Genomic DNA, 15,216 nt, shown 5'->3' with positions numbered 1-15,216 from the left:
ATCGACGGCGACGGCCCGTCGATGGAGGTAATCTTGACCGGGAACACGGCTCGGCTTCGACGCCACTTTGCGCGACCCGGTGCCATTTCGCGGCTATTTCAGGGCAAATACTTAAGCGATGTTAACGAGTTGCTCGCCGGCAGCCGGGCGCCAGTCCATGCCGACATGGGAAGGCAGCGCGGCAACGCGGTCGAGCCACGCGCGCACCGCGGGAAAGGTGCGCAGATCGAAGTCGCCTTCTTCCGCCACATGGGTATGGGCGTAGAGGGCGATGTCGGCGATGGTCAGCGTGCCGTCGACGAAGAAGGGCCGGCGGGAAAGATGGCGCTCCATAACGCCGAGAACGGCGTAGCCTTCCTCCATCCAGCGGTCGATGTCGTGGGTGCGCAGCTCCCGTCCGCCCTTCACCAGCTTGAGCCAGAAGCGGGCGGCGCCGATGGAGGGCTCGTGGCTGTGCTGCTCGAAGAACATCCAGCGCAGCACCTCCGCCCGTGCCAGCGGCTCGTCCGGCAGCAGCGGCGACCCGTCGGCAAGGAAGAACATGATGGCGTTCGATTCGGGCAGGTAGCGCCCGCCCGGCAGCTCCAGCAGCGGCACCCGGCCTTCCGGATTTTTCATCAGGAAGTCGGGGGTGCGGTTCTCGCCGCGCAGCAGGTCGACATCGATCAGTTCGAAGGGGGCGCCGAGCTTGGCGAGCAGCAGCCGCACCTTGTAGCAGTTGCCCGAGCTCTGCATCGCATAGACCTTGAGCACGCGGCAAACTCCAGCATGGACGACAAAAAAGGCGCAGCGGCAGGATAACGCAGCATGGAACCCGACCGCAGGTAGGGAATCGCTTGCCGGGGCGCAAGGGCTCGACTAGTTGTCGCGCGCAAAACATCCTCAAGGGAGCTCGGCCATGAGCCTGATATCCGCCGCCCTGAAGCGCATCAATCCTTCCCAGACCATCGCCATTTCGAACAAGGCGCGGGAGTTGAAAGCGGCCGGTCGCGACGTGATCGCGCTGGCGGCCGGCGAGCCCGATTTCGAGACGCCGGACAACATCAAGGAAGCCGCCATCAAGGCGATCCGCGATGGCCAGACGCGCTATACCGCGGTGGACGGCATCCCCGAGCTGAAGGCGGCGATCGTCGCCAAGTTCAAGCGCGAGAACGGCCTCACCTACAAGCCGAGCCAGGTCACGGTCGGCACCGGCGGCAAGCAGGTGCTGTTCAACGCGCTGGTGGCGACCGTCGACGCCGGCGACGAGGTGGTCATCCCGGCGCCGTACTGGGTCAGCTACCCGGACATCGTGCAGTTCGCCGGCGGCACCCCGGTGCCGGTCGAGACGAAGCTGGAGGATAACTTCAAGCTCCAGCCGGCGGCTCTGGAAGCGGCGATCACGCCGAAGACCAAGTGGCTGATCTTCAACTCGCCGTCGAACCCGACCGGCGCCGCCTATACCCGCGCCGAGATGAAGGCGCTCACCGACGTGCTGGTGAAGCATCCGCATGTGTGGATCCTCACCGACGACATGTATGAGCACCTCGTCTATGACGACTTCGAGTTCGTCACCCCGGCGCAGGTCGAACCCGCGCTGTACGACCGCACGCTGACCATGAACGGCGTCTCCAAGGCCTATTGCATGACCGGCTGGCGCATCGGCTATGCCGCGGGCCCGGAGGCGCTGATCAAGGCCATCGGCACGCTGCAGTCGCAGTCCACCTCGAACCCCAACTCCATCGCCCAGTGGGCGGCGGTCGAGGCGCTGAACGGTTCGCAGGACTTCATCGCCGCGAACAACAAGGTGTTCAAGGAGCGCCGCGACCTCGTGGTGTCCATGCTGAACCAGACGGCGGGGCTGACCTGCCCGAAGCCGGAGGGGGCGTTCTACGTCTACCCGTCCTGCGCCGGGCTGATCGGCAAGAGCACCCCGGCGGGCAAGGTGATCGACACCGACGAAACCTTCGCCAGCGAACTTCTGGAGGCCGAAGGCGTTGCCGTGGTGCATGGGTCGGCGTTCGGTCTCGGCCCGGCGTTCCGCATTTCCTATGCCACCTCGACCAAGGATCTTGAGGAGGCATGCCTGCGTATCCAGCGCTTCTGCGGCTCGCTGCGCTGAGGTAAAAATGACTTTGTCCGGCCGGGCGACGCGCCCCGGCCGGATAGCCGCCTTCGGCGGCACGGCGCCGGTCCCCAGCCGGTCGCGCGTCTTCTCCAGGGAGAGACAGAATGATCCGTACCGTAATGTCGCGTGGCCTCATCGCCGCCGCGCTCGCTGCCGGCGTCGGCAGCCTCTTTGCCGTGCCGGCCTCGGCGCAGGGCAAGCGCGTGGAGGCCGGCGTGCTCGAGTGCCGCGGTTCCAAGTCGGTGAGCTTCATCATCGGCTCCAAGCGCACGCTGGACTGCGTGTTCCGCAGCACGCGCGGGCGCAGCTACCCCTATGAGGGCTCGATCCGCCGCTGGGGTGTCGATCTCGGCGTGACCGGCCGCAACGCGCTGGTGTGGACGGTGCTGGCCCCGTCGCGCGGCGTGCGCTCGGGCGATCTCGACGGCACCTATGCCGGCGTCTCCGGCAGCGTCGCCCTCGGCCTGGGCGTGGCCGGCAACGTGCTCGTCGGCGGCTCGCGCAACACGATCGCGCTGCAGCCCCTCAGCGTCGAGGGCCAGACCGGCGTGAACGTCGCGCTCGGCGTCGGCGACCTGCGCCTGACCTCCCGCTGAGCGGCGGCGTCGTGTGGCGCCCGTCTTCCCGATATGAACGTCCAGGCCCGGCGGTCCCCCGCCGGGCTTTTTCGTAAATCCGCACGACGAGTTGATGGGCGCTCCTGAGCGCGCGGCGTCTGAACGGCGTATCTTCCCGGCAATCGACCGAGGGAGACCGCCATGCTGATCCGCCGCCGGCCTTCATGGGCATTGCCGGAAAGCGCCGCCACGCCCGAATCCGTCTATCTCTCGCGCCGCCATCTGCTCGGAGCCGGCATCGGCCTGCTGGCGGCCGCCGGCCTTTCCGACGGCGCCGAAGCCGCGCCGGCGGCCGGCGACCCGGCGACCGATCCGACGCGCGACCTCTATCCGGCCAAGCGCAATCCGTCCTACACGCTGGATCATCCCATCACCCCGGAAGAGGTCTCCGGCAACTACAACAATTTCTACGAGTTCGGCTCCGACCGGCGGAACTACCAGGTCGCGGACATCGCCGAGCGCATGCCGCGCCGTCCGTGGACGGTGAAGATCGACGGGCTGGTGGAGAAGCCGCGCGAGGTCGGCATCGACGACATCATCCGCGCCATGGCGCTGGAAGAGCGCCTCTACCGCCACCGCTGCGTCGAGGCGTGGTCCATGGCGGTGCCGTGGACGGGCTTTCCGCTGAAGGACTTCGTGGCTTGGGCGCAGCCGCTGTCGGGGGCGAAATATGTGCGCTTCGAGACCTTCGTGAACCCGTCGGTGGCGCCGGGACAGAACCGCTTCATCTATCCCTGGCCCTATATCGACGGCCTCACCATGGCGGAAGCGACCAACGAACTCGCCTTCCTCGTCACCGGCGTCTACGGCAAGCCGGCGCCGAACCAGTATGGCGCGCCGTTGCGCCTCGCCGTGCCGTGGAAGTACGGCTTCAAGTCGGTGAAATCGATCGTGCGCGTCTCCTTCGTCGAGGAACGGCCCGTGGGGCTGTGGGAGCAGGTGCAGGGGCGCGAATACGGCTTCTGGGCCAATGTGAACCCCGCCGTGTCGCATCCGCGCTGGAGCCAGGCGAGCGAGCGCGACATCGGCACCGGCGAGCGGCGCCCGACCCTCATTTACAACGGCTATGGCGAGCAGGTCGCCGGGCTCTATGCCGGGCTGAGCGGCGAGAAGCTGTTTATGTGAACGGCTGCCGCAGGCGCGCCGCGCGCGCCAGCCTGCCGCGACTCGCGGACAAGAAAAAAGCCGGATCCAAAAGGATCCGGCTTAAGTTTTCGCCGCCGAAGCGGCGAACCTTCCAGAGGGGAACAGCCGAAACGAAAACGCATCGGCGTCGCCCTCTGATATGGTCAAAGATCGGGCAGCTTGCAATAAATTATGCCTGCATGGCAGGCATGCGTTATTGCATCCAGCTTGTCATGTGGCCGACACTGCCCGCGAAATAAGCGGCCGCGTGCAGAGGGCGAGTCGCCGCGAGGCGTTGGAAACCGGTCCTTTGGGGCCTAATCTGCCCCTCGCCGCATCGCCTCTCCATTCCCGCCGGAGGAGCCGTTCATGCCGACAGGCGACTTTGCACTCCGTCTCTCGGCGGCGCTCGGCGGTCTCGTGCTGGGCCTGTCGGTGGCTGTGGCGACGCCGGCATCCACGCTGGTGGCCATCGCCGATATCGGCTTCACCGATTCGTCCGGCGAGGCGAAGGACCAGAGGGCCGAGCATGAGGCGCGCCGTCTGGAGCTCACCCAGGCTCTGCGGGCCGATATCGGCCGTGACGACCAGCTGGAGAGCCTGTCACTCGCCTGCGAAGGCGCCTGCCGTCTCGACGGGGAGGGTGTGGAAGCGCTGCGCCAGCGGGCCCGCGAGGCCGGTGCCGCCTATGTCGTGGTCGGCAGCGTGCACAAGATGAGCACGCTCGTGCTCTCCATGCGCGTGGCGGTGCTGGATGTCGCTTCCGGCAAGCTGGTGCTGGAGCGGCTGCTCAGTTTCCGCGGCGACAACGACGAGGGCTGGCGCCACGCCGGCGATTACGCCGCCCGCGAGGTCATCGGCCGGCTCGCCGCGCGTTGAAGGCGCTCAGAAGCTCCAGCGCTGCGCCTTGGCGACGAGGAAGTCGCGGAACACCTGGATGCGCGCCACGGAGCGCATTTCCTGCGGGTAGACGAAATAGGCCTCCAGCGTCGGCGTCGGGCGCTCCTGGAAGAGCTGCACCAGCGTCGCGGAATCCTCCAGCAGGTAGTCGGGCACGATGCCGATGCCGACGCCGCGCTCCACGGCGCGCTTCAGGCCCAGCACGTTGTTGACCGAGAGGGCCGGCACGCGGCTTTCCTGCCCGTCCTCCAGCCCGGCGCGCTCCAGCCAGTTCAGGCCCTGGAAATAGGAGGGGATCGGGCCGCCGAGCAGGATGATGCGGTGCTTGTCGAGCTCGTCCAGCGTGCGCGGGTGGCCGTTGCGCTTCAGATACTCCGCCGAGGCGAAGGCGTGGAAGTGCACCGTGAACAGTTTGCGCTGGATCAGGTCCGGTTGCACCGGCTGGCGCAGGCGGATGGCGACGTCGGCCTCGCGCATGGCGAGATCGAGTTCGTCGTCGGTGAGGATCAGCGTGATGCGGATGTCGGGATAGAGTTCGAGGAACTCGCCAATGCGCGCGGTGAGCCAATGGGTGCCCAGACCCATGGTGGTGGTCACGCGCAGCTCGCCGTTCGGCTTCTCGCGGCTATCTGTCAGCTTGGCGCGCGCCGCCTCCAGCTTCATGAACACTTCGTGGGCGGTCCGGTAGAGCAGGTCGCCCTGCTCGGTCAGGATCAGGCCGCGTGCGTGGCGGTGGAACAGCGGGATGTTGAGTTCCTGCTCCAGCGCGGAAACCTGCCGGCTGACCGCCGACTGCGACAGCCCGAGAGCTTCGCCCGCATGGGTGAAGGAGCCGGCTTCGGCGGCGACGTGAAAGACCTTGAGCTTGTCCCAGTCCATGTCACGTGCCCGGTTGGCCTTATTGTCCATGCGTCAGGGGCCCTGTTGTCACTCGCGGTCTCACTCGGCGGCGTGCGCGAGCGTTTCGCGCGCCGCGAGGAAGCGTTCGGCCTCCAGCGCGGCCATGCAGCCCATGCCCGCCGCCGTCACCGCCTGGCGGAACGTGTCGTCCGCGACGTCGCCGGCCGCGAACACGCCCTCTACCGAGGTCTGGGTGGAGTGGGGGGCGGTCCAGACATAGCCGCTGGGCTTGAGCTTGAGCTGGTCCTGCACCAGCTCGGTGGCCGGCGCATGGCCGATGGCAATGAACACGCCGTCGGCCGTGCGCTCGGCGTAGGCGCCGGTGGCGACGTCCTTCAGCACCACGCCGGTGACGCGGGTGGGCTCATGCTCGCCCTTCACCTCGTGGATGGCGGCGTTCCACACCACCTCCACCTTGGGATGGGCGAAGAGCCGCTCCTGCAGGATGCGCTCGGCGCGGAAGCTGTCGCGGCGGTGCACGACTGTGACCTTCGAGGCGAAGTTGGTGAGGAACAGGGCCTCTTCGACCGCGGTGTTGCCGCCGCCGACCACGATCACTTCCTTGCCGCGATAGAAGAAGCCGTCGCAGGTGGCGCAGGCGGAGACGCCGTGGCCGCGATAGGCCTGCTCGGAATCGAGCTCCAGCCAGCGCGCCTGCGCGCCGGTGGCGAGTATGACGGTCTCGGCGATCCACACCGTGCCGGAGTCGGTCTCGGCGCGGAAGGGGCGGCTCGACAGGTCGAGGCGGGTCACGAGGTCGTTGACGATGCGCGTGCCCATCTTCTCGGCCTGCGCCTGCATCTGCTCCATGAGCCACGGGCCCTGGATCGGATCGGCGAAGCCGGGATAATTTTCCACGTCGGTGGTGATGGTGAGCTGCCCGCCCGGCTGGATGCCCTGGATCAGCACCGGCTCAAGCATCGCCCGCGCGGCGTAGACCGCGGCGGTATAGCCCGCGGGGCCGGAGCCGATGATGAGGACCTTGACGTGATTGGCCTGACTGGACGAGGGCGCCGGCGACATGGAAAGCTCGCTTGGGGTTGAGGCACGGGGAAAGGCCACATGGATGACACATGCGTCCGCCGCAAGGGGCGCCCGGGTCAGCCATGCGAAAATGTAGGGGCTGACCCGACCCGCCGCAAGGCGGGGCGCTCCTATCCATTAGTTTTCCATAAGGAAGATTGCGCGGGACAAGCGCGCAAGATAATTGCTCTGCCCGGCCGCTCCACTATCTTCGCGGCCGACAGGCGCGCCGTCTCGGCCGCCGCAACCGGAGGCGCCGCGTGGTTCGCCGTATCGACGCGATCGACTGGAACATTCTGCGCGAGCTTCAGGGCGACGGCCGCATCACCAATGTGGAGCTGTCCCAGCGCGTCGGCATTTCCGCCCCTCCCTGCCTGCGCCGCGTCCGCGCGCTCGAAGAAGAGGGCATCATCAAGGGCTATCGCGCCCTGCTCGACGAGAAGAAGCTCGGCTTCGATCTGATGGCCTTCGCCATGGTTCATCTCGTCAGCCAGGCCGAGGCGGACCTCTCCGCCTTTGCCGAGCAGGTCGAGCGCTGGCCGCTGGTGCGCGCCTGCTGGATGCTCTCCGGCGAGACCGACTTCATCCTGCTCTGCGTCGCGCCGGACCTGCGGACTTTCCAGAATTTCGTGCTGGAGCTGACGGGTGCGCCGAACGTGCGCAACGTGAAGACCGCGCTGACGCTGAAGCAGACCAAGGACGTCGCCGTGGTGCCGATGGAAGGGGACGCCCCTTGATCGTCGCCACCGCGACCGACACGGCCTATGTCGAACTGACCGGCGTCATGCTCGCCTCGCTCGCCGACAAGGCGGCGGGCGACTTCGAGGCGGTCTACGTGTTCTGCGACGGCGTCTCGGATGCCGACAAGGAGCGGCTGCGGGCCAGCTACGGCCTGCCCAACATCGTCTTCGTCGACATGACGGACGAGATGGTCCGGCACTTCGCGGCCCGGCCGGTGAACCATCACCTCTCGCGCACCGCCTATGCGCGCATCCTGATGCCGCTGAGCCTGAGCGAGGCCACCGGCCGGCTGTTCTACATCGACTGCGACACGCTGGTGAACGCCTCGCTCGCCCCGCTCGCCAGCCTGCCGATGGACGGCTTCGCGCTGGCGGCGGTGGACGACATCGCCCGGCAGGTTCCCGAGCGCCACATCAAGCGCAACCGCGACATCGGCCTGCCCGACGAGATGCGCTACTTCAACAGCGGCGTGCTGCTGATCGATCTGGAGAAATGGCGCGCCGAGCGGGTGACCGAGCGGACCATCGAGTTCATCAACTCGCGGCCGACCCTGCCGATGATGGACCAGGACGCGCTCAACGGGGCGCTGCGCGGGGCGTGGCTGCCGCTGGACGAGAGCTGGAACCTGCATCGCCGGCTGGAAAAGGGCGTCTACACGGACGACCCGTCGATCTGGCGCGAAGCCCGCATCGTTCACTTCATCGGGCAGGTGAAGCCCAATTACACCGATTGCAACCATCCGGCGCGCGATCTCTATTTCGAGCATCGCGCTCGCACGCCCTTCGCTTCCGTCCCCTTGAAGACCAAGTTCGGGCGCAAGGTGGAGAAGCGGGCGCGCCGGCTGCGGCGGTTCTTTGGCAAGCTCAAGCGGCGCGTTCTCGGAGCCTAGGGAATGGAATACAGCTTGGTCGACGAATACGCGAAGCTGCATTCGCGCCACCGCTACGGCGCCACCGCGCGCCATGCGCTGGCCGACATGCTGCCGCACATCCTGGCGCTCAAGCCCGCCTCGCTGATCGATTTCGGCTGCGGCCAGAGCAATCTCGCCTTCCTCATCGCGGCCAAGGCGGGCATCCCCGAGATCCATCGCTACGATCCGGCCATCCCGGAAATCTCGACGCTGCCGGGCAAGCGGGTGGAGCTGGCCGTCAATGTCGATGTGATGGAGCACATCCCCGACGAGGAGATCGATACCGTGCTCGCCTCCATCGCGGCGAGCGCCGGCCATGCGCTGTTCGTCATCGATACCGGGCCGGCCAAGATGCTGCTTTCGGACGGGCGCAACGCCCATGTCTCGCAGCATGGCGCCGAGTGGTGGCTGGCGCGGCTCAAGCCCCATTTCCCGAACATCCGCCAGATGCCGATCCACCGCCGCGCCCGCGTGGCCTTCAAGACCTGGGACGGCGAGGTGGGGGGACTGACCGGCCTCGCCGTGCGGGCGCGCGAGCGGGCCATCTACCGCGCCCAGAAGCTCACCCGCTCGGCGCAGCGCAAGCTGTTCGGGGCGAAGCCGCGGGGAGCTTCCCGGTGAAGCTGCTCGTCCTGCGCGACAAGAAGCCGGGGCATTTCAATCAGGCGGAAGGTGTCGCGCTGGCGGTCGGGCGGCTGGCGCCCATCGAGGTGACGCGGCTCGACATCCGCCCGAGCTGGTTCGCGCATGACGACGTGCGCAAGTTCATCATGCGCCGCTATGGCAAGGACGCGCGCTACTGGCTGCGGGCCATGTACGGTATCGAGGCGGACCGTCTGGAGAAGCCGGACGTCATCATCGGTTCCGGTCGTCCAACGATTGCGGCCGGCATCCTCATCAGCCGGGTCTTCGGCGGCGTGCCCTTCCTCTATTCGGGCGGCATCGGCGGCTATGACACGCGCGAGGTGAGCCTGATGGTCGTCGCCTCGCCGCGCGCGGCCGGCAACCCGCGTTCGGCCTGGGCGCTCATTCCCTCCGTCGTCGATCCCGCCGATTACGCGCCGCCGCGCCGCCTCGGCACGCCGGCCGATCTCAAGGGCGCCGAGATCGCCCTGCTGGTCGGCGGCACCGCCTATCGTAAGGAATGGCCCTCCGGCGAGTGGGACGCGCTGGTCCGGCTCGTGCGGGAGGTGGCGAAGGAGTACGGCGTGCGCTGGCGCGTCTCCACCTCGCGCCGCACGCCGGACGAGGTCGGCGCGCAGATCGCCGCGCTCGACAAGGAAGGCGTGCTGGCCGAGTTCATCGACTACCGCAACGCCGGCCCCGGCTCGGTGCGGTCGCTGTTCGGGGCGGATGCGGTGGCGGTGACGGAAGATTCCATGAGCATGCTGGCCGAGGGGCTGACCGCCGGCCGGCCGGTCATCGGCCTGCGCTCGGCCAAGGTTCATGATGGTTACGCCAGCGAGGCGATCTCGGCCTGGGCGGCGAAGAGCTGGGCAGGGCCGGCGGAAGCGGAAAGCCTCGCCATCCTGCCGCTCGGCACGGTCACCGCCGAGCAGTTCGCGAGAACGCTGGTGAAGCTGGCGCCTCCCGCCACGGATGTGCGGGGCGAACTCGCCGCCATCATCGCCCCGGTGCTGGGGCTGACGGTGCCGGAAGCAGAGGCCTCGGCTCAGCGGGTCGCCCAGACCTCGTCATAGACGGCATTGATCCGCTTCGCTTCCACCTCGATCGAGTGCGATTCGAGGATGTGGCGGCGAGAGGCCTCGGCGCGCGTCGCGCGGCCGGCTTCGTCGAGCTGCATGAAAGCCTCGACCGCCCCGGCCATCGCCTCGACGTCCCCCGGAGGAATCATGGTGCCGGTCTTGCCCTCGACGACCAACTCCTCGAAGGCGCCGACCATGGTCGCCACCACCGGCACGCCGGAAGCCATCGCCTCCAGCGGGGTAACGCCGAAGCCTTCCCAGCGCTGCGGGGCCACATAGAGGTCGAGCGCGCGATACCAGGGCGCGATATCGGAGGTCGCGACCTCGCCGGGGAACAGGATACGGTCGGCAAGGCCGGCCTTCTCCACCTTCTCGCGTTGCTCGGCGAAGAAGGCGGTGTGCGCGCCGGTGGCGCGGCCCAAAACCACGCCGCCCCAGCCGGGATGGTCCGGCAGGATGCGGATCAGCGCATCCACGAAGACATCCGTGCCTTTCTGCGCGCGGATGCGGCCGAAGCAGCCGACCATCTTCAGGTCTTCCGGCAGCCCCACCGCCTTGCGGGCCTGCGCCTTGTCGGGGGCGGGCACGAAGGTGCCGGTGTCGATACCGTGGTGGATCACGGTGGAAGGGCGCTGGAGATAGGAGGCCGTCTTCGCCGAGGTGGCGATGACCGCGTCCATGCGGGAAATGAGGAAGCGGCTCCACCGCGTGTGCCAGCGCTGCGAGGCGGAGGTGAAGACCAGCGTGAGCGGCATGCGCAATACGTCGCGCAGCACGACGCCGGCCAGCATCTCGACATTGCGCCGGGCGTGCCAGATGCGCGTGCGTCGGGATGCGGGACGGCGCCAGAGACGGCGCAGATCGAGAAAACCGATGCGCGGCACGCCGGGGGCGAGACGCGGCCCGAGAGCGGCGATGCCGACATCCCGGGCCTGGTAGGGAACGACACGTTCCAGCGTCGAGGTCACACCGGAAAGGCGGCGCTTGAAATTCGGCGCCACGACTTCGAGCCGTGCCGGATCAACCGCCGTCTTCTCCGTCATGTGTACGTCCGATGCGTTCCGTTCAGGCGAAGCGGACGCCGGCGATCTCGTAGGAGCGGGCGCCCTTGGGCGTGACCACTTCCACGGAGGTGCCGAGCTTCTTGCCGATGAGCGCGCGCGCCAGCGGCGAGGAGATGGAGATGCGGCCGGCCTTCGCGTCGGCTTCCATGTCGCCGACGATCTGCCAGCTCTTCTCCTCTTCCGTGTCCTCGTCGATGAGGGTCACGGTGGCGCCGAACTTGACGATGTCGCCGGTGAGCTTGGCGACGTCGATGATCTCCGCGCGCGAGAGCTTGTCCTCGAGGTCGGCGATGCGACCCTCGTTGAGCGCCTGCTGCTCCTTGGCGGCATGGTACTCGGCGTTCTCGGACAGGTCGCCGTGGGCGCGGGCCTCGGAAATGGCCTCGATGATGCGCGGGCGCTCGACCTGCTGGCGCTGCTTGAGCTCGCTCTCCAGGGCGGCATGGCCGCCAGCGGTCATCGGAATCTTTTCCATTGGTCTTTTCTTGACCTCCCAAAAGCAAACGAAGCCCCCGCGGGGGTTCATCGGGCCGTGGGCCCTCGATGAACCACCCGCGCGGGCTTTCTATTTCCGTCGTTCGCGGCGGTTTGTCTGCGCCGCGAAGGCGCCATCAGAACCGGCCGGAGTTGAAGTAGTCCTGCAGGGCACGCACTTCCAGATCGCCGCCGATATAGGCCTTGATCCCCCGCGCCGCCGCTATGGCACCTGATAGCGTGGTGTAATACGGCACTTTGTGCAAGAGGGCGGCGCGGCGCAGCGACCGGGAATCGGCCAGCGCTTGCGCGCCCTCAGTCGTGTTGAAGACGAGCTGCACCTCGCCGTTCTTGATCGCGTCGACGATATGCGGACGGCCTTCCAGTACCTTGTTGATCTTGGCGCTGGGCACGTCGTGCTCGGCCAGGAAACGCTGGGTGCCGGAGGTGGCGATCACCTTGAAGCCGAGCGAGACCAAAAGCCGCGCCGCGTCGAGGATGCGCGACTTGTCGTCGTCGCGCACCGAGACGAACACCGTGCCCGAGGTCGGCACCTTGGTGCCGCCGCCGAGCTGGCTCTTGGCGAAGGCGACGGGGAAGGAGCTGTCGAGCCCCATCACCTCGCCGGTCGAGCGCATCTCCGGGCCGAGCACCGTGTCGACACCGGGGAAGCGCGCGAAGGGGAACACCGCTTCCTTCACCGCCACATGGTCGCCCGCGAAGGGGGTGAGCTTGAACGAAGCGAGATCCTCGCCCGCCATGACGCGGGCGGCGATCTTGGCGAAGGGCTGGCCGACCACCTTGGCGACGAAGGGCACCGTGCGCGAGGCGCGCGGATTGACCTCCAGCACGTAGATCGTGCCGTCCTTGATGGCGTACTGGACGTTCATCAGGCCACCGACGCCGAGCGCCAGCGCCATTTTGCGGGTCTGCGCCTCCAGCTCGGCGATGGTTTCCGGCTTGAGCGAGTAGGGCGGCAGCGAGCAGGCCGAATCACCCGAATGGATGCCGGCTTCCTCGATGTGCTCCATGATCCCGCAGATGAAGGTGTCCTTGCCGTCGGAGAGGCAGTCGACATCGACCTCGATGGCATCCGAGAGATAGCGGTCGAACAGCAGCGGGTTCTTGCCCAGCAGCGTGTTGATCTGGCCGGTCTTGTCGTTGGGGTAGCGCGCCTTGATGTCGTTCGGCACCAGCCCGGGCAGGGTGCCCAGCAGGTAGTCGCCGAGCTGGCTTTCCTCATGGATGATCTGCATCGCCCGCCCGCCCAGCACGTAGGAGGGGCGCACGACCAGGGGATAGCCGAGGTCGGCGGTGACGAGACGGGCCTGCTCGACCGAATAGGCGATGCCGTTCGCCGGCTGGCGCAGCTTGAGCTTGTCCAGCAGCGTCTTGAAGCGGTCGCGGTCCTCGGCGAGGTCGATCGCTTCGGGCGAGGTGCCGAGGATCGGGATTTCCGCCTCTTCCAGCGCGCGGGCGAGCTTGAGCGGTGTCTGCCCGCCGAACTGCACGATGACGCCGTGCAGCGTGCCGTTGGCGCGCTCGCGGTCGAGTATCTCGATCACGTCCTCGGCGGTCAGCGGCTCGAAATAGAGCCGGTCCGAGGTGTCGTAGTCGGTGGAGACCGTCTCCGGGTTGCAGTTGACCATGATGGTCTCGTACCCGGCATCCTTCAGCGCGAAGGCGGCATGGCAGCAGCAATAGTCGAACTCGATGCCCTGGCCGATGCGGTTCGGTCCGCCGCCGAGGATCGCCACCTTCTTCCGGTCGGAAGGGCGCGATTCATCGGCGGGCGTGCCGGCGAAGGGCGTCTCGTAGGACGAATACATGTAGGCGGTCGGCGCGGCGAATTCGGCCGCGCAGGTGTCGATGCGCTTGTAGACCGGGCGCACGTCGAGCGCGCGGCGCTGGGCCGAGACTTCCGCCTCGTGCAGCCGGGCGAGGCCGGCGAGGCGCGAATCCGAGAAGCCCATCGCCTTCAGCTTGCGGAAGGCGCCGGCGGTCTTCGGCAGGCCGTGCGCGCGCACCTTGGCTTCCGTCTCGACGATCTCGCGGATCTGTTCGAGGAACCAGGGGTCGATCTTGCAGCCGGCGTGGATCGCCTCGTCGTCGAGGCCGAGGCGCATGGCCTGCGCCACCTTGAGCAGGCGGTCGGGCGTCGGCGTGCCGATGGCGGCGCGGATGGCGTTCTTGTCGTCGCCGAGACCCAGACCCTCGATCTCGATCTCGTCGAGGCCGGTGAGGCCGGTCTCCAGCGAGCGCAGCGCCTTCTGCAGGGATTCCTGGAAGGTACGGCCGATCGCCATCGCCTCGCCCACCGATTTCATCGAGGTGGTGAGGATCGGCTCGGAGCCGGGGAACTTCTCGAAGGCGAAGCGCGGGATCTTGGTGACGACGTAGTCGATGGTCGGCTCGAACGAGGCCGGGGTGGCGCCGCCGGTGATGTCGTTGGCGATCTCGTCCAGCGTGTAGCCGACGGCAAGGCGCGCGGCGACCTTGGCGATGGGGAAGCCCGTCGCCTTCGAGGCCAGAGCCGAGGAGCGCGAGACGCGCGGGTTCATCTCGATCACGATCATGCGGCCCGTCTCCGGGTCGATCGCGAACTGCACGTTGGAACCGCCGGTCTCGACGCCGATCTCGCGCAGCACGGCGAGCGAGGCGTCGCGCATGCGCTGATATTCCTTGTCGGTCAGCGTCAGCGCGGGAGCCACGGTGATGGAATCGCCCGTATGGACGCCCATCGGGTCGATGTTCTCGATGGAGCAGACGATGATGCAGTTGTCCGCCTTGTCGCGGACGACCTCCATCTCGTACTCCTTCCAGCCGAGCACGCTTTCCTCGACCAGCACCTCGTTGGTGGGCGAGGCGTCGATGCCGCGCTCGATGATCTCGATGTACTCGGACTTGTTGTAGGCAATGCCGCCGCCCAGGCCGCCCATGGTGAAGGACGGGCGGATGATCGCCGGCAGGCCGACTTCCTCCAGCGCCTCCAGGGCCTGCGGCAGCGTCTTGATCTGGCGCGAGCGCGGTGTGTCGAGGCCGATCTTGGTCATCGCGTCGCGGAACAGCTCGCGGTCCTCGGCCTTGTCGATGGCCTCGGCGGTGGCGCCGATCATCTCGACGTCATACTCGTCCAGCACGCCCATCTTGCGCAGCGACAGCGCGCAGTTCAGCGCGGTCTGGCCGCCCATGGTCGGCAGCAGCGCGAAGCCGCCGGGGATCGCGTGGCGTTCCCGGGCGATGATCTTGGCGACGATTTCCGGGGTGATGGGTTCGATATAGGTGGCATCGGCGAGATCGGGATCGGTCATGATCGTCGCCGGATTGGAATTGACGAGGACCACCCGGTAGCCCTCGGCCTTGAGCGTCTTGCACGCCTGGGTGCCGGAATAATCGAACTCGCAGGCCTGGCCGATAACGATAGGGCCGGCGCCGATGATGAGGATGGTGGAGATATCTGTGCGTTTCGGCATCGGATCCCGTGCGGCTCGCGCATTTGTCCGGGCGCACGAAAAAGGACGCGCTGTGCAACGCGTCCTTGGGCGGACCCGGATTGAACTTTCTGGGCGAGGGGAGCCCCCGCAATTGGGGGCTTCCCTTAACCTAGATTCCCCCGAGGGGGAAGGGCACAGGCCCGCGTTGCCGACAT

Annotated in this window: 14 protein-coding genes; 8 read left to right on the top strand and 6 right to left on the bottom strand. The window is 67.4% G+C overall.

Annotated features, from left to right (window positions below; translation table 11 throughout):
- Window positions 1-111 precede the first annotated feature (111 nt).
- The gene (locus STARVERO_RS09030) at window positions 112-753 is read right to left on the bottom strand and encodes a glutathione S-transferase family protein (protein WP_159598611.1); all 642 of its coding nucleotides are present in this window, start codon (window positions 751-753) and stop codon (window positions 112-114) included.
- Between the two features lie 145 nt (window positions 754-898).
- Here STARVERO_RS09030 and STARVERO_RS09025 point away from each other — a divergent pair, with 145 nt between their 5' ends.
- From STARVERO_RS09025 to STARVERO_RS09010, 4 genes are all read left to right on the top strand, one after another.
- Window positions 899-2,101 carry a pyridoxal phosphate-dependent aminotransferase gene (locus STARVERO_RS09025; protein ID WP_159598610.1) on the top strand — a complete coding sequence of 401 codons (1,203 nt, stop codon included), beginning with the start codon at window positions 899-901 and terminating at the stop codon, window positions 2,099-2,101.
- Between the two features lie 110 nt (window positions 2,102-2,211).
- Window positions 2,212-2,703: a DUF992 domain-containing protein gene (locus STARVERO_RS09020; RefSeq protein WP_244616685.1), complete on the top strand. Its 492-nt coding sequence runs from the start codon at window positions 2,212-2,214 to the stop codon at window positions 2,701-2,703.
- A 162-nt stretch (window positions 2,704-2,865) separates the two neighbouring features.
- Window positions 2,866-3,849, top strand: a complete 984-nt coding sequence (gene msrP, locus STARVERO_RS09015; protein ID WP_159598609.1) for a protein-methionine-sulfoxide reductase catalytic subunit MsrP — start codon at window positions 2,866-2,868, stop codon at window positions 3,847-3,849.
- Between the two features lie 369 nt (window positions 3,850-4,218).
- Complete coding sequence (locus STARVERO_RS09010) at window positions 4,219-4,728, top strand: DUF2380 domain-containing protein (RefSeq protein ID WP_159598608.1); 510 nt, start codon at window positions 4,219-4,221, stop codon at window positions 4,726-4,728.
- A gap of 6 nt (window positions 4,729-4,734) precedes the next feature.
- Here STARVERO_RS09010 and STARVERO_RS09005 read toward each other — a convergent pair whose 3' ends face one another.
- Window positions 4,735-5,628 carry a LysR family transcriptional regulator gene (locus STARVERO_RS09005; protein WP_200837753.1) on the bottom strand — a complete coding sequence of 298 codons (894 nt, stop codon included), beginning with the start codon at window positions 5,626-5,628 and terminating at the stop codon, window positions 4,735-4,737.
- A gap of 60 nt (window positions 5,629-5,688) precedes the next feature.
- Entirely contained in the window at window positions 5,689-6,672 is a 984-nt protein-coding gene (gene trxB, locus STARVERO_RS09000) for a thioredoxin-disulfide reductase (protein ID WP_144342336.1), read from the bottom strand.
- Between the two features lie 260 nt (window positions 6,673-6,932).
- On the opposite strand from trxB, the gene STARVERO_RS08995 reads away from it, so the two are divergent.
- From STARVERO_RS08995 to STARVERO_RS08980, 4 genes are read left to right on the top strand one after another with little or no spacing between them, the layout of a single operon-like run.
- Window positions 6,933-7,409: an Lrp/AsnC family transcriptional regulator gene (locus STARVERO_RS08995; protein WP_144342337.1), complete on the top strand. Its 477-nt coding sequence runs from the start codon at window positions 6,933-6,935 to the stop codon at window positions 7,407-7,409.
- Window positions 7,406-8,302, top strand: coding sequence for a glycosyltransferase family 8 protein (locus STARVERO_RS08990; protein ID WP_159598606.1), 897 nt, complete (start codon window positions 7,406-7,408; stop codon window positions 8,300-8,302). Before STARVERO_RS08995 ends, STARVERO_RS08990 begins: the two co-directional genes overlap by 4 nt.
- A 3-nt stretch (window positions 8,303-8,305) precedes the next feature.
- Window positions 8,306-8,944, top strand: coding sequence for a methyltransferase domain-containing protein (locus STARVERO_RS08985; protein WP_159598605.1), 639 nt, complete (start codon window positions 8,306-8,308; stop codon window positions 8,942-8,944).
- The gene (locus tag STARVERO_RS08980; protein ID WP_159598604.1) at window positions 8,941-10,023 is read left to right on the top strand and encodes an ELM1/GtrOC1 family putative glycosyltransferase; all 1,083 of its coding nucleotides are present in this window, start codon (window positions 8,941-8,943) and stop codon (window positions 10,021-10,023) included. The genes STARVERO_RS08985 and STARVERO_RS08980 overlap by 4 nt, the downstream gene beginning before the upstream one ends.
- Here the strand turns inward: STARVERO_RS08980 and STARVERO_RS08975 are convergent.
- The 3 genes from STARVERO_RS08975 to carB all read right to left on the bottom strand — a co-directional run bounded on the left by STARVERO_RS08975 (window position 9,996) and on the right by carB (window position 15,040).
- The gene (locus tag STARVERO_RS08975; RefSeq protein WP_159598603.1) at window positions 9,996-11,072 is read right to left on the bottom strand and encodes a glycosyltransferase family 4 protein; all 1,077 of its coding nucleotides are present in this window, start codon (window positions 11,070-11,072) and stop codon (window positions 9,996-9,998) included. The two genes, STARVERO_RS08980 and STARVERO_RS08975, sit on opposite strands and share 28 nt — an antisense overlap.
- Window positions 11,073-11,094: 22 nt before the next feature.
- A complete protein-coding gene (gene greA, locus STARVERO_RS08970; protein WP_144342342.1) occupies window positions 11,095-11,568 on the bottom strand; it encodes a transcription elongation factor GreA in 474 nt (157 codons plus the stop codon).
- Between the two features lie 136 nt (window positions 11,569-11,704).
- Window positions 11,705-15,040, bottom strand: a complete 3,336-nt coding sequence (gene carB / locus STARVERO_RS08965) for a carbamoyl-phosphate synthase large subunit (protein WP_159598602.1) — start codon at window positions 15,038-15,040, stop codon at window positions 11,705-11,707.
- Window positions 15,041-15,216: the final 176 nt, after the last annotated feature.

Origin of the sequence: Starkeya nomas (assembly GCF_902703545.1) — a bacterium.
Lineage (GTDB): Bacteria > Pseudomonadota > Alphaproteobacteria > Rhizobiales > Xanthobacteraceae > Ancylobacter > Ancylobacter moscoviensis.
Note: the sequence above shows the minus strand (reverse complement) of the source record. Positions and strands in the feature narration are given on the sequence as shown.

Excerpts from the sequence above, each read along its gene's own strand:
- STARVERO_RS09025 (WP_159598610.1), top strand. The coding sequence starts at position 899 with ATGAGCCTGATATCCGCCGCCCTGAAGCGCATCAATCCTTCCCAGACC.
- STARVERO_RS09020 (WP_244616685.1), top strand. The coding sequence starts at position 2,212 with ATGATCCGTACCGTAATGTCGCGTGGCCTCATCGCCGCCGCGCTCGCT.
- carB (WP_159598602.1), bottom strand. The coding sequence starts at position 15,040 with ATGCCGAAACGCACAGATATCTCCACCATCCTCATCATCGGCGCCGGC.
- STARVERO_RS09005 (WP_200837753.1), bottom strand. The coding sequence starts at position 5,628 with ATGGACTGGGACAAGCTCAAGGTCTTTCACGTCGCCGCCGAAGCCGGC.
- msrP (WP_159598609.1), top strand. The coding sequence starts at position 2,866 with ATGCTGATCCGCCGCCGGCCTTCATGGGCATTGCCGGAAAGCGCCGCC.
- trxB (WP_144342336.1), bottom strand. The coding sequence starts at position 6,672 with ATGTCGCCGGCGCCCTCGTCCAGTCAGGCCAATCACGTCAAGGTCCTC.
- STARVERO_RS08985 (WP_159598605.1), top strand. The coding sequence starts at position 8,306 with ATGGAATACAGCTTGGTCGACGAATACGCGAAGCTGCATTCGCGCCAC.
- STARVERO_RS09010 (WP_159598608.1), top strand. The coding sequence starts at position 4,219 with ATGCCGACAGGCGACTTTGCACTCCGTCTCTCGGCGGCGCTCGGCGGT.
- greA (WP_144342342.1), bottom strand. The coding sequence starts at position 11,568 with ATGGAAAAGATTCCGATGACCGCTGGCGGCCATGCCGCCCTGGAGAGC.
- STARVERO_RS08975 (WP_159598603.1), bottom strand. The coding sequence starts at position 11,072 with ATGACGGAGAAGACGGCGGTTGATCCGGCACGGCTCGAAGTCGTGGCG.